General features: G+C 63.3%; 12 protein-coding genes. 11 read left to right on the top strand and 1 reads right to left on the bottom strand.

The features are described 5' to 3' along the window. The first annotated feature begins 106 nt into the window (after positions 1 to 106). From NKH19_RS02180 to NKH19_RS02205, 6 genes are all read left to right on the top strand, one after another. Positions 107 to 1,258: a fumarylacetoacetate hydrolase family protein gene (locus NKH19_RS02180; protein ID WP_352981631.1), complete on the top strand. Its 1,152-nt coding sequence runs from the start codon at positions 107 to 109 to the stop codon at positions 1,256 to 1,258. A gap of 362 nt (positions 1,259 to 1,620) precedes the next feature. Continuing rightward, a complete protein-coding gene (locus NKH19_RS02185; protein ID WP_352870400.1) occupies positions 1,621 to 2,556 on the top strand; it encodes a substrate-binding domain-containing protein in 936 nt (311 codons plus the stop codon). 120 nt (positions 2,557 to 2,676) lie between these two features. Continuing rightward, entirely contained in the window at positions 2,677 to 3,663 is a 987-nt protein-coding gene (locus tag NKH19_RS02190; RefSeq protein ID WP_352870401.1) for an ABC transporter permease, read from the top strand. 3 nt (positions 3,664 to 3,666) lie between these two features. Continuing rightward, positions 3,667 to 4,458, top strand: coding sequence for an ATP-binding cassette domain-containing protein (locus NKH19_RS02195; protein WP_352875477.1), 792 nt, complete (start codon positions 3,667 to 3,669; stop codon positions 4,456 to 4,458). Between the two features lie 193 nt (positions 4,459 to 4,651). Further along, positions 4,652 to 5,287, top strand: coding sequence for a LacI family DNA-binding transcriptional regulator (locus NKH19_RS02200; RefSeq protein ID WP_352981633.1), 636 nt, complete (start codon positions 4,652 to 4,654; stop codon positions 5,285 to 5,287). After that, positions 5,178 to 5,675 carry a substrate-binding domain-containing protein gene (locus tag NKH19_RS02205; RefSeq protein ID WP_352981634.1) on the top strand — a complete coding sequence of 166 codons (498 nt, stop codon included), beginning with the start codon at positions 5,178 to 5,180 and terminating at the stop codon, positions 5,673 to 5,675. Before NKH19_RS02200 ends, NKH19_RS02205 begins: the two co-directional genes overlap by 110 nt. A 350-nt stretch (positions 5,676 to 6,025) precedes the next feature. On the opposite strand, the gene NKH19_RS02210 is transcribed toward NKH19_RS02205, so the two are convergent. After that, entirely contained in the window at positions 6,026 to 6,619 is a 594-nt protein-coding gene (locus NKH19_RS02210) for a TetR/AcrR family transcriptional regulator (RefSeq protein ID WP_352875479.1), read from the bottom strand. Positions 6,620 to 6,879: 260 nt separating this feature from the next. Between NKH19_RS02210 and NKH19_RS02215 the strand changes: the two genes are divergently transcribed. From NKH19_RS02215 to NKH19_RS02235, 5 genes are all read left to right on the top strand, one after another. Beyond that, positions 6,880 to 7,134, top strand: a complete 255-nt coding sequence (locus NKH19_RS02215) for a hypothetical protein (protein WP_352867094.1) — start codon at positions 6,880 to 6,882, stop codon at positions 7,132 to 7,134. Beyond that, positions 7,128 to 10,304, top strand: coding sequence for an efflux RND transporter permease subunit (locus tag NKH19_RS02220; RefSeq protein WP_352981635.1), 3,177 nt, complete (start codon positions 7,128 to 7,130; stop codon positions 10,302 to 10,304). Before NKH19_RS02215 ends, NKH19_RS02220 begins: the two co-directional genes overlap by 7 nt. A 15-nt stretch (positions 10,305 to 10,319) precedes the next feature. Continuing rightward, complete coding sequence (locus NKH19_RS02225) at positions 10,320 to 11,471, top strand: efflux RND transporter periplasmic adaptor subunit (RefSeq protein ID WP_352867099.1); 1,152 nt, start codon at positions 10,320 to 10,322, stop codon at positions 11,469 to 11,471. A gap of 249 nt (positions 11,472 to 11,720) precedes the next feature. Further along, positions 11,721 to 12,413, top strand: coding sequence for a GntR family transcriptional regulator (locus NKH19_RS02230; protein ID WP_352875484.1), 693 nt, complete (start codon positions 11,721 to 11,723; stop codon positions 12,411 to 12,413). A 35-nt stretch (positions 12,414 to 12,448) separates the two neighbouring features. Beyond that, positions 12,449 to 13,555 (top strand): mandelate racemase/muconate lactonizing enzyme family protein, encoded by a 1,107-nt coding sequence (locus tag NKH19_RS02235; protein ID WP_352981636.1) that lies wholly within the window; start codon positions 12,449 to 12,451, stop codon positions 13,553 to 13,555. Position 13,556 lies beyond the last annotated feature (1 nt).

Below are 13,556 nucleotides of genomic sequence, written 5' to 3' on the forward strand. Positions count from 1 at the left end.
ATCTCGATCGCCAACGACGGGATAGACCTTTGACCGGAATCCGGTGAAAGTGCCGCGCCGATCCAGCCAGCCGCTTTTTTCGATCATTTCAGAGGACCGAATACCAATGACGAACCAGACGCATCTGCCCACCGAGGGCCTTTTTGTCGGCCGCGCCAGCAGCGCCTCGCATCCGCTGGTGGTCACGGTGCGCGACGGCACGGTCTTCGACATCACGTCGCGCGCGGCGCCAACCATGCGCGACCTTTGCGAAATGGGCGACCCGGCAGGGCACGTCCGCTCGGCCAAGGGCAGACCGATCGGGTCGCTCGATGACATCGCCGCCAACAGTTTCGAGGCGACACGCGATCCGACAAAACCCTATCTGCTGTCCCCGGTCGATCTGCAGTCGGTAAAAGCCTCGGGCGTTACCTTCGTCGTCAGCCTGTTGGAACGGGTGATCGAGGAACAGGCGCGCGGTTCGGCTGAAAAGGCCGACGCCATCCGCGCCGACATTGCCGGACTGATCGGCCACGATCTGTCGAAGCTGAAGCCCGGTTCGCCCGAAGCGATGGAGATCAAGGCCAAGCTCATCGCGCGCGGCGCCTGGTCGCAATATCTGGAAGTAGGCATCGGCCCCGATGCCGAGATCTTCACCAAGTGCCAGCCGATGGCCTCGGTCGGCTTCGGCGCCGATGTCGGCCTGCACCCGGTATCGACCTGGAACAATCCGGAGCCCGAGATCGCCATGATCGCCGCCAGCAGCGGCAGGATCGTCGGCGCCACCATCGGCAACGACGTCAATCTGCGCGACGTCGAAGGGCGTTCGGCCCTGCTGCTCGGCAAGGCGAAGGACAACAATGCCTCGGCCGCGCTCGGTCCCTTCATCCGCCTGTTCGACGACACGTTCTCGATCGACGACGTCAAGCGCGCGGTCGTGCGCCTCAAGGTCGAGGGCGCGGATGGGTTTTCGCTGGAGGGAGCGAGCTCGATGGCCGAGATCAGCCGCTCGCCGGAAGAGCTGGTTGCCGCCGCCATGGGTCCGCACCACCAGTATCCGGACGGGCTGGCGCTCTATCTCGGCACCATGTTCGTGCCGTCGAAGGATCGCGGCGAGAAAGGCAAGGGTTTTACCCACAAGGTCGGCGACATCGTCACCATCTCGTCGGAAAAATTCGGCGCGCTGGTCAACAGGGTGCGGCTGTCGCCCGATTGTCCGCACTGGACCTACGGCGCCAGCCATCTGATGCGCGAATTGGCGAAGGCCGATCTCATCTAGCATCTCGACACCCAGCCAGGGTGCGGCTGCCGACGCTGGTCCTGATAGGCGTTGGGTGGCCGCCGGCGTCATCCATATCGGGGCTGATTGCGCTATCGCGGCTCGAGGCCAGGACAATTCGTTTGGCTGCCTCGCCGCCAATTATCCGACAGTCGGAAAATCGCCTCAACTGATGCAATCTGATGGGACCGTTGATGGCGCCCCGTCAGGCGCCAACTACATCTGCAGATGGAGGCTTGCCATCCGTCGAAAAAGGGAATGCTCTGACGCGTGCGACCGGCGCTGGCAAAAGACGTAATCCGGCGGTCGTCGGAACAAGGGACGGACTGAGAACTGACCATCTACAAACGGGAGGAAATCAAATGCTGACACGGCTAAGACTCGTCCTATACGGCCTGTTGGTGGCGCTGACGATTGTTCCGGCAGCGGCACAGGCCAAGACATTCTACTGGATTTCGCATGGCGGTCCGGCCGATCCGGTCTGGACCTACTTCCTGGCCGGCGCCAAGCAATGGGCCAAGGACACCGGCAACACCGTCAACACCTCGTTCCACAATGGCGATGTCGCCTCGCAGCAGGAAGCGGTTCGCGCCGCCCTCTCCGCCAAGGCCGATGGTATCGTCACCACGAGCCCCGATCCGGGCAGCCTGGTAGAGATCGTCAAGGAAGCGCGTGCGGCGAAAGTGCCGATCATCAATTTCAACACGCCCGACCCTAAAGCGGATTTCAACGCCTATGTCGGCGGCGACAATGTCACCTTTGGCAAGCACTGGGCACAGTATCTGGTCGACAAGGGGCTTGTGAAGAAAGGCGACTTCGTCTGGATGCCGGTTGAAATCCCCGGCGCCACCTATGGCGTCCAGGAAGAAGAAGGCATCAAGAGCGTCTTCGAGCCACTCGGCATCACCTACGAGATCACCGAAGCCACGCTCGACCAGGCTGAAGTGATCAACCGCATGGTCGACTACCTGACCGCCAACAAGGCCAAGGTCAAGGCGATCATCGGCCTCGGTGACCTTGTCACCGGCTCGATCAAGCGGGTGTTCGACCAGGTCGGTATCAAGGCGGGCGAAATTCCGGTCGTCGGCTGGGGCAACTCGCTCGACACCACCCAGGAAGTGCTGAACGGCTATGTCAATGCCGGCCAGTGGCAGGACCCGCAGGCGACCAGCTATGTGGCACTTTCGCTGGCCAATATGGCCGCCAGCGGCATTCCTCCGGGCTTCAACGTCATCACCGGCGCGCTCTACGAGAAGGACACCGCGCAGGTCTACGACGACATCCTGTCCGGCAAGTAACATCCCAAACCCAAACAGTCGCGATCGCCCCGGCGGTCGCGACTGGCTTCTCATTTTCGCCGAGCCCTTCGCGCACGGATGTGCGAGGCTCAGCCTTTCCACTCATGTCGCGGGTTGCTCGTGGAAAATCGTTCGCTCATCCAACACCTGGTCGCGCGGCCAGAATTCGGCCCATTCGTGCTGCTCGTCGTCGAGATCGCCGTTTTCTGGGGCTTCAATCACGACTTCCTGTCGCCGCAGAACATCTCCAACACGCTTGCCTTCACCGTCGAGCTCGGCCTGATCGCGCTGGCGATGACGCTGTTGATGACGTCGGGCGAATTCGACCTCTCGGTCGGTTCGCTGTTCGGTTTCTCGCCGGTGCTGATGTGGACGCTGTTCAACAGCGGCCTGACATCGCTGGAGGTCGGCTTTGTCGCCGCACTTCTGGTTGCCGGCTTCATCGGGCTGGTGAACGGCTGGTTCGTGACGCAGCTCAAGATCCCGTCCTTCCTGGTGACGCTCGGCATGCTTTTGGTTGTGCGCGGCACCGCCCTGTTCGTCACCGATGGTTTTCCGCAGCGCACCTGGAGCGCGGAAGGCAGCTGGCTGGCGGAGGCGCTGGTCGGCGACTTCTTCATCGGGCCCTTCCGCATCTACATGTCGCTGTTCTGGTTCATCGCCGCGGCCATCGCGCTCGGCTATGTGCTGACGCAGAGCCGGACCGGCAACTGGATCCAGGCGGCCGGCGGCAATCCCAGTGCGGCGCGCGCCCGCGGCGTCAATGTCAGCGGCGTCAAGATCGGCCTGTTCGTGCTGTCGTCGGTCATGGCGTCGCTCGCCGGCGTCATCTCTTCGCTGCGCACTTCCGCCGCCAATCCCAACAGCGGCACCGGCTATGAGCTCGAAGTCATCGCCATGGTGGTGATCGGCGGCACGGCGCTGACCGGCGGGCGCGGCACCATCATCGGCACCGTGCTCGGCATCCTGATCCTGCGCGTGATGCGCAACGGCATCGTGCTGATCGGCGTGCCAGGTCTTGCCTACAACATCTTCATCGGCGCGATCATCCTTGGCATGATGGCGCTCCATTCATGGCTGGAACGCCGGCATCAGGCGGGGACTTGAACCATGGCCGAGCCACTGATCCGCATGACGAACATCCGCAAGTCCTATGGCCGCGTGCAGGCGCTGGAGGATGCCAATTTCCATGTCAATGAACGGGAGATCGTCGGCCTGCTCGGCGACAATGGCGCCGGCAAGTCGACACTGATCAAGGTGCTTTCGGGCGCCGTTCCATTGACCAGCGGCGATATCTTCATCCGCGGCCAGAAGGTAAGCCTACGCAGCACCAGAGACGCCATCGCCCAGGGTATCGAGACGATCTACCAGGACTCGGCGCTGGTCACGCAATTGTCGATCGCGCGCAATCTGTTCCTCGGACGCGAACCGATCAAGCCGCCGCGCTTCCTCAACCGGATGGACCAGGACGCCATGAACACGGTTGCCCGCGACCTGCTCAAGCAGGTCGGCATTTCCAAGAACATCCCGCCGACGACACCGATCGGCTCGCTGTCGGGCGGCGAGCGCCAGGCGGTGGCGATCGCGCGCGCCATGCATTTCGACAGCGACCTGATCATCCTCGACGAGCCGACCAACAATCTCGGCGTCGCCGAAACACAGGGCGTGCTGAGCTTCGTGCGCAACGCCCGCGATTCCGGTCATTCCTGCATCTTCATCGCGCACAACATCCACCATGTCTTCCAGGTGGTCGACCGCATTGTCGTCATGCGCCGGGGCAAGGTGGTCGCCGACGACATCGACCCGAAGAAGACCAGCGTGGCGGAAGTCGAACGGATCATCACCGGCATGTCGGACAAGGAAATCCGCGACGCCATCGCCGATGGCAAGCCATCGCACTGACTATCGGGTGATGGGCGGCAATCATCCATCACCTCAGATCGCATCGCTCGTCTGGCGCGGCATCGCATCGGCGCATAGGTTGCGGCATGAAAATCCACCGTCTCGGATATCGCCCGCAATTGCGGGCCGTGGGTTGCGGCATGAAAGCCACCGTTTCGGATAACGCCCGCAATCGCGGGCCGGGGGTTGCGGCATGAAAGCCACCGTCTCGGATATCGCGCGCAATTGCGGGCTGTCGACCGCAACGGTCGACAGGGTGCTCAACAACCGGCCGGGTGCGAGCGCCGCCAACCGGCAGCGCGTCATGGAGGCGGCCAAGCAGCTGGGCTATCTGCCGGTCGCCGATCAGGTGACGCTGCCTTCGCGGCCCGCGCACCTCGAATTCCTGCTGCCTATCGGCAGTAATGCCTTCATGCGCGATCTTGCCGGGCATATCGAGGACTACGCCGCGCGCCTGCCGCTCGTCGCCTCGTGCCGGATCCACAATCTCGCTGGCATCTCGCCGAACGCGCTGCAGAGTGCCGTCGAAAATCTCTCACTGCGGGCCAATGGCGTCGGTGTCATCGCCGTCGATCATCCGCGTACGCGCAACATCCTGCGCGACATTGTCGACGCCGGCATGCGCCTGGTGACGCTGGTATCAGATGTTCCGGCGGCACCGCGATCGGCCTATGTCGGCATCGACAACCGGGTTGGCGGGACGAACGGCGGCGCTGTTGATGGGACGCTTCCTTGGCGGCCGCACCGGCCATCTGGCGATGGTCGTAGGTTCCCGCTCCTATCGCGGCCACGAGGAACGCGAAATGGGTTTCCGCTCGGTGCTCAATGAAGAGTTTCCCAACCTGACTGTGAGCAGCGCCGTCGAGATCAACGACGAACCCGACGTCAGCTACATCGAAACCATGAAGGCACTGCACAACGAGCCGGAACTGCTGGGCATCTATTGCGTGGGAGCCGGACACTCGGGCGTTGCAAGGGCGATCCGGGAAGCCAGGCCGAACCGCAAGCCGGTGTTCATCTGCCACGACCTCACCAAGGACACGCGCGGCCATCTCGTCGACGATCTGCTCGATGTCGTCATCGACCAGAATGCCAGGCTGATCGCGGAACAGTCGGTCATTCGCCTGCTCGGCTCGATTGCATCCTCGGCGCCCTATCTGACGCGGAAGTTTATCGAGCCGCGGTTGATCTTCAGGGAAAACGTTCCAGTGCAGTGAAGGCGCGTCTGATTGCAGACTGAGCTTTTCCTGCCATAACCCGCAACTTTCGCGGGCGTCACGGCAAATCTGCACAGCAGCTATGCACGATTCATTATTGCCGAATCATTGGGCAAATCGTAGTTTCTGGTTGTCGGCCATCTACTCCTCCCAGATGCGATGCCGACGCTGAATGGGGCGCACCTCCTCCCGCGCCACATTCGAAATCGAGCCCGCTGCCACCTCCTCCCGGCAGCGGGCTTTTTTCGTTCCAGCGACGGTTGCAACATTGCTCGCGTCAAAAGACGCGAGACATCGTTCACTCTCGGTCGCAAGATCGAATAAGGGCCATCAGCTGCCGCAGCGAGACTTCAGCCGGAGGCGGTGCTGCCTCTGAAGGAGACGATCAGCCCTTCCGCCATGCGGACGAACTGCGCGCTCGGGCCTTCCGTGCCGACGCTCTGAACACTGACACGGGCGCCTTCAAGCAGAAGCGACAGCGTGTCGGCGAGCAACTCGGCCTGGCCGATGCCGGCATCCCTGCACAGCGTCACGAGGCGATCGCGCTGTGCTTCCTTGAGTTCCTTGATCACGCGCCTGGCCGGATGATCGGTCTCGCTCAGTTCGACGGCGGCATTGGCCATATCGCAGCCGCGGCCGTCCGCCCTGAGCATATCGGCGGCAACCCGGACCCAGGCATGCAGTTGCGCCAGCTTGTCGCCAGGGTGCTCGGTTTCGAACTTTTCCCACATTGCACCAGCCTTGCAGGCGGTGGCGCGCAGGCATTGGATGATGAGGTCATCCTTTGAATCGAAATGACGATAGAGCGTCATCTTGTTGGTTCCGGCGGCCTCAGTGATCGCGTCGATGCCGACGCCCTTGATGCCATGCTTGTGAAACATGTCCTGCGCCGTCTCCAGGATCCTGTCCCGGGGGCGAGCGCGCTCCACAGTGCCGTCTTCCATCAAAACCTCCTTGGTTTCCCAAAAATCCCTCGGTACGCCTCTTGACTAGGGTGTTACCGGTCTGTAACGTCACGAATGTTACTTACTGGTAACACCTATGTCGCCTTTCGTCAATCACAAGGCCGTGATCTGGTCCTACCAGATCAAAACAGGCCAGATCGAGACAGGCGAAAAATTGCAGATCATGCGGCCTCGGCCGGTGAAGAGATGAAAACGGTTCGCGAGCATGGGCTGCGAATCGATAGACAAGGAGCCGGCCAATGCCACAGCGCCGCGATCTTACCATAGATGAAGCCGTCCGGGATCCGATGATCCGGCTGGTCATGAAAGCCGATGGCGTCGACCCGCGCGCCTTCGAGACGATGCTGCGCTCGCTCGCCGATGCACAGCGCCGCGAGGTGCCGTTGCTGCGTTCCCTGGAGGAACACAGTGACGGGCGCGGCCAAAGGCTGTCCAGGGTTGCCAGCGCCTTCGGGCGGGCAAGAGCAGCCGGGGAGGCGTGCGTGTCGTGGTAAACTTTTTCATCCACCGTCCGATCTTCGCCTCGGCGATCGCCATCATCATGGTGCTCGCCGGGACGATTTGTTATTTCCTGCTGCCCGTTTCGCAGTTTCCCGACATCACGCCGCCACAGGTCGTGGTCAGCGCCCACTATCCAGGCGCCAGCGCGCAGGTGGTCGCGGACACCGTGACGACGCCGCTCGAGCAGCAGATCAACGGCGTGCAAGGCATGACCTACATGTCGTCGACGAGCTCCAATGACGGCTCCTCGACCATCACCATCACCTTCGATGTCGGTTATTCGCTCAGCACCGCCGCCGTCGACGTCCAGAACCGCGTCTCGCAGGCTGCCTCATCGCTGCCGGCGATCGTCAACCAGGGCGGCGTGACCATCAAGAAGCAGAATCCGAACTTCGTCCTCATCGTCAACCTGACCTCGCCCGACAGTTCGGTCGATCCGGTGGCGCTGAGCAACCTTGCCTATCTGCAGGTGGTCGATCCGCTGAAGCGGTTGCCCGGCGTCGGCGACGTGCAGATCTTCGGCGAGCGGCGCTATTCGATGCGCGTCTGGCTCGATCCGGACAAGCTCGCCAATCTCGGCATTACCGCGGTCGACGTGCAAAACGCCATCTCCGAGCAGAACGTCCAGGTGGCGGCCGGCAAGATCGGCCAGTCGCCGGCTCCGGCCGGCACCGCCTTCGAGATGCAGGTCAACGCCGTCGGCCGTTTGAGCGATCCCAAGGAATTCGGTGACATCGTCGTGCGCGCCAACACCGACACCGGCTCGCTGGTCAGGCTGCGCGACGTCGCCCGCATCGAGCTCGGCGCGCTGCAATATTCGTCGTCGGCCTTCTTCGGCAAGGACCCGACAGTGGTGCTCGCCGTCTACCAGATGCCCGGCTCCAACGCGCTCGATCTGCAGCAGCGTGTCAAGGACAAGATGCAGGAGCTTTCGGGCCGTTTCCCGAAGGGCGTCTCCTATGCGATGCACTATGACACGACCCGCTTCGTCTCGGCGTCGATGCATGACGTGCTGATCACGCTCGGCGAAGCGCTGGTGCTGGTCGTCGCCGTGGTGTTCCTTTTCCTTCAGAGCTGGCGCACGACGATCATCCCGACTATCGCCATTCCGGTGTCGCTGGTGGCGACGCTGGTCGTCATGGAGATGCTCGGCTTCTCGCTCAATATGCTCAGCTTGCTCGGCATGGTGCTGGCGATCGGCCTCGTCGTCGACGATGCCATCGTGGTGGTCGAGAATGTCGAACGACAGCTGGAGGCCGGGCTCAGACCGCTGGCGGCGACGAAGGCCGCGATGGCCGAGGTCACCGGTCCGATCATCGCCACCACAGCCGTGCTGATGGCGGTGTTCGTGCCGGTCGCCTTCATTCCGGGCGTCTCCGGCAAGCTCTACAACCAATTCGCGCTGACGGTGGCGATTTCCGTCGGCATCTCCGCCTTCAACTCGCTGACGCTCAGCCCCGCGCTCAGTGCCGCCTTCCTGCGGCATCGCGAGCCGACGCAGTTCGTGCTGTTCCGCTGGTTCAACACCGGCTTCGACAGGCTGTCGCATGCCTATGCCAATGGCGTGCGCATTCTCATCCGCTTGCGTTGGATCATGCTCGGCCTGTTCGCGGCCGGACTCGTCGCCACCTATTTCGTCTGGCAGCGCCTGCCCTCGACCTTCCTTCCGGTCGAGGACCAGGGCTATTTCTTCGTCGTCATCCAGTTGCCCGACGGCGCTTCGCTGGAACGCACCGACGCGGTGGCGCAGAAGGCGCGCGACATCCTGCAGGCAACGCCCGGCGTCGACATCGTCGGCTCGATCAGCGGACTGAACTTCCTGACCAGTGCCGCCCAGTCGAATTCGGCGGTCGAATTCGCCATCCTCAAGCCATGGGAGGAACGCGGTCCCGACCAGAGCGCCTCGAAGCTCGTCGCCGACGTGCGCGGCAAGCTGATGCAGATTCCGGAAGCCTTCGCGCTGAGCTTCGATCCGCCCTCGATCCCCGGTATCGGCACCACGGGCGGCTTCGAGTTCGTCGTCGAGGATCTCACCGGTCGCGGCAGTTCAGCCCTCAACGATGCGACGCAAGCTGTGATCGCCGAGGCGCGCAAGCAGCCGGAAATCAATCCGCAGCAGCTGTTCTCGCCGTTCTCGACCTCGACGCCGCAGTTCAACTACGACCTCGACCGCAGCAAGGCCAAGCTGCTCGGCCTCAACCTGCCCGATGTGTTCAGCACGCTGCAGATCTATCTCGGCTCACTCTACGTGAACGATTTCAACCTGTTCGGCCGCACCTTCCGTGTGACCATCCAGGCTGACAAGGATGCACGTGCGGGTGCCGCCGACATTTCGCGGCTCTATGTGCGCAATGCCTCCGGCGGCATGGTGCCGCTCAGCACGCTGGGCAAACTCGTGCCCTTCGTCGGCCCGGAAACCGTGCCGCACTACAACAACAACGCCTCGGCCTCGATCAATGGCGGCGCCGCACCCGGCTTCTCCTCGGGCCAGGCGGTCGCCGCGATGGAACGGGCCGCCGCCACCGCGCTGCCCAGGGATTTCGGTTTCGAATGGACCGGCATCACCTTCCAGGAGCTCAAGGCAGGATCGATCGCGTCCGTCGTCTTCGGCCTCGCCATCGTCTTCGTCTTCCTGATCCTGGCGGCGCAGTATGAAAGCTGGGCGATGCCGTTCATGGTGCTGCTGGCGGTGCCGCTCGCTCTGTTCGGCGCGTTCGTGGTGCTGTGGGCGCGCGGCATGCAGATCGACGTCTACTCGCAGATCGGCTTCGTCATGCTGATCGGCCTGGCGGCGAAGAACGCGATCCTGATCGTCGAGTTCGCAAGGCGACGGCGCGAGGAAGGCTTGAGCATTGTCGAGGCGGCGATGGAAGCCGCACGGCTCAGGCTGCGGCCGATCCTGATGACGGCCTTCGCCTTCATCCTCGGCGTGCTGCCGCTGATGTTTGCGACCGGCGCCGGTGCCGCGAGCCGGCAGTCGATCGGCACCACCGTCTTCGGCGGCATGGTCGCCGCGACCATCCTGTCGCTGGTGTTCGTGCCGGTGTTCTACGCGGTCATCGAACAGCTGCGCGAACGCCGCGGCAATGACGAGCCCGCTACTCAAGACAATGAGCCAACGACTGACCACGCCTTCCCGCCCCTGGCGGAAGCGGCCGAATAAGATTGGAGACTGATCATGCGTAAATGGAAAATCGCGTTGGGAACAGCCGTCGCGCTGGGTGCGATCTCGGTGGCCAGTGTCCACCTGCTCGACATGGGCAACCTTAGCCTCAATGCCGGCACGGCCGGTGCCGCACCCGCTCCGGCGGCGTTCGTCATGCCGGTGCCGGTGGTCAGCGTCGTCAGGAAGACAATCCCGATCTACCTCGACTATGCCGCGCGGACGGAACCGATCCGCAGCATCACCTTGCAGGCCAGGATTCCCGGCTATCTGCAGGAACAGACCGCTGCTGACGGCGTTGACGTCCGGCAAGGCGATCTTCTCTACAAGATATCGCCTGACGACTTCCAGGCCGCTCTTGACCAGGCGAAGGCGCAGGTGCAGCGCGACATGGCGACGCTCGACTATGCCCGCTCCAATCTTGGCCGTGGCACCGAGCTCGCCAAGAGCGGTTACCTCGCCAAGGATGGCTTCGACCAGCGCACCAGCACCTTGCGCGAGGCACAGGCGTCGCTCGCGCTCAACCAGGCGGCGGTCCGCACGGCAGAGCTCAATTTGAGCTATGCCGAAATCCGGGCGCCGTTTGGCGGACGCCTGGGCCGCAACCAGGCCTCTGTCGGAACGCTGGTCAGCGTCGCCGGCACGGTGCTCAACACGCTGGTGCAGCTCGATCCGATCTACGTCACCTTCAATCCGAGCGAGACGGATCTGGCCGAGATCGAGCAGGCCCGCGCCAACGGCCCGATCGAGGTCGAGGTGCTGCTTCCCGGCCAGACCGAGGCGAGCCAGAAGGGCGAGCTGACCTTCATCGACAATTCGGTCGACCGTTCGACCGGCACCATCACCGCGCGAGCGACGATCGGCAATGGCAAGTTCACCCTGTTGCCCGGCCAATATGTTCGTGTCCGGCTGCATGTGAGGCAGCAGCCCGATGCGCTCATGGTGCCGCAGACGGCGCTGGGCTCGAGCCAGCTCGGCAAATATCTCTATGTCGTCGGCAAGGGCAACACGGTCGACCAGCGGCTGGTTTCGCTCGGCCCGACGAGCGGCGGTCAGGTCGCCATCTTGAGCGGCGTCGCCGAGGGCGATCAGGTCATCACGGGCAATCTGCAGAAGATCGGACCCGGAATGCCTGTATCGCCAATGCCGGAAAAGCCGGCCACCTGAACACCCCCGTCAGGACCGGCTTCAGCGCGGCGCCCCGGCCTTCCCACAGGTCGCGGGCGCCGTTTTCGTGAGCAATTCCACGAGGCGGGCGACATCGGCGCGGTCGGCCTTGGCCGGCTGCTTCAGCGGCCGCGCAGTCTGAGGCTGAAGAGGCAACATTCCAGCGGTCCCCAAGAATCCGAAGATGACCTCTTGTTAGATTGTCGACAATCTGCTTGTCTTGCTTTCAGTTACCTTGGGAGCAGCCGAATGGGGAAAGCGGACTTCAGTCCGATCGCGGACACGACGCGCCGCGCCGAGATTGTCGCGCTGCTGCGGCGCGCGATCCTGACCGGGCAGCTCGAACCCGGCCAGAAGCTCAACGAGCTTAGGATTTCCGAACAGATGCGGGTCAGCCGCGCGCCGCTGCGCGAGGCGATGCGCGAGCTGGTCCAGGAAGGCATCCTGACCAGCATTCCCTATGCCGGCACCTTCGTCATCGAGGTCACGGCCAAGGACATCGACGACGCCTATTCGTTCAACAAGGTGATGGACGAGCTGGCCATCGAGCGGGCGTGGCCGCTGCGCGACCAGCGCTTCTTCGACGAGCTCGACCGGCGCCATGAAGCAGTGAAGCAGGCGACCCGTGCGTTGGACACGACGCGCCAAATCGAAACCGCGCTGCAACTGCATGGCCTGATCTACGAATGGGCCGACAATTCGGTGCTGCTGGAAACCTGGCATCGGCTGACCAGCCGGCTGCAGATGTATTTTGCGCTCCACCAGCATGCCCGCAATGAGCCGGTGCCGGCCGAAGACGCTCACGAAACCTATGTGCGGTTGCTGAAGGGCAAGGACATGCGTGCAGCGCAACGCCACGCCAGGGAGCACATCGATCTCGATTTCGAGGAGTTGCTTTCCTACGCGCGCGGCCTCGAACAACGCCCATCGAAGGGCGCCTGACCCGTTCCCAACATCACAGACAACGGAAAAGACACGTGCAGATCGAAATCATCAAGGCCTACCATGTCGTGCAGCCCTTCGTGGACGGGCCCTACCGCATGTCGAAGGGGCGCGTTGCCGACGCCTTCGACGCGGTGATCGTGTCGATTACATCAGACAGCGGCATCACCGGCTGGGGCGAAATGGCGCCGCTCGGTAATTTCTACTCGCCCGCCTTCGCCGCCGGCGTCCGTGCCGGCGTGGTGGAGATCGCGCCGCATCTGATCGGCCAAGAGCCGCGCGGACTGGCCGGCATTGGCCGGCTGATGGACACGGTGTTCAAGGGCCATCCCTACATCAAATCGGCGCTCGACATGGCCTGCTGGGATCTCGCCGCACGTGCCGCCGACGTGCCGCTGGTGACACTGCTCGGCGGCCGGGAGAGCGAGACCACCGAACTCTACAAGGTCGTCACCCATGGCAGCGTCGACGCCATGGCCGCGCTGGCCAAGCGCATCGTCAAGGACGGCTTTCACCGGCTGCAGGTCAAGGTCGGCGGCAATGTCCATGACGACATTGAGCGCGTCACTGCGGTCGCCGCTTCGGTGCCGAAAGGCACGGTCATCTTCTGCGACGCCAATGCCGGCTGGACACCCTACAAGGCGCGCCAGTTCGCCGATGCGACGCGCGCCATCGACTACACGTTCGAGCAGCCCTGCACGACGATCGACGAATGCATGTCGGTGCGCCGCTCGCTCGACAAGCCCATGGTGCTCGACGAGTCCGTCGCCTCGCTGGATGACATGCTCGACATCCATCGCAAGGGTGCGGCCGACGGGCTGACCTTGAAGATTTCGCGGCTCGGCGGCGTCAGCAAGACACGCCAGATCCGCGACCTCGCCGTCGACCTCGGTTTCATGATCACCGTCGAGGACACCGGCGGCGCCGAGATCGACACCGCTGCCATGGCCCATCTGTCGCTATCGACGCCCGAAGAGCGCCGGCTGCACGCGATCGCCTTCCATGAATGGGTGACGGTGCGCACGGCGTCGAACATACCCCCGGTCACCGGCAGCCGCATGGGCATTCCGGACGGACCGGGCCTTGGCATCGACGTCGTTCCCGACCTGCTCGGAAAACCTTTCTTCGAGGTCGGTCGCTGAG

Origin of the sequence: Mesorhizobium sp. M1338 (genome assembly GCF_040318045.1) — a bacterium.
Taxonomy (GTDB): Bacteria; Pseudomonadota; Alphaproteobacteria; order Rhizobiales; family Rhizobiaceae; genus Mesorhizobium.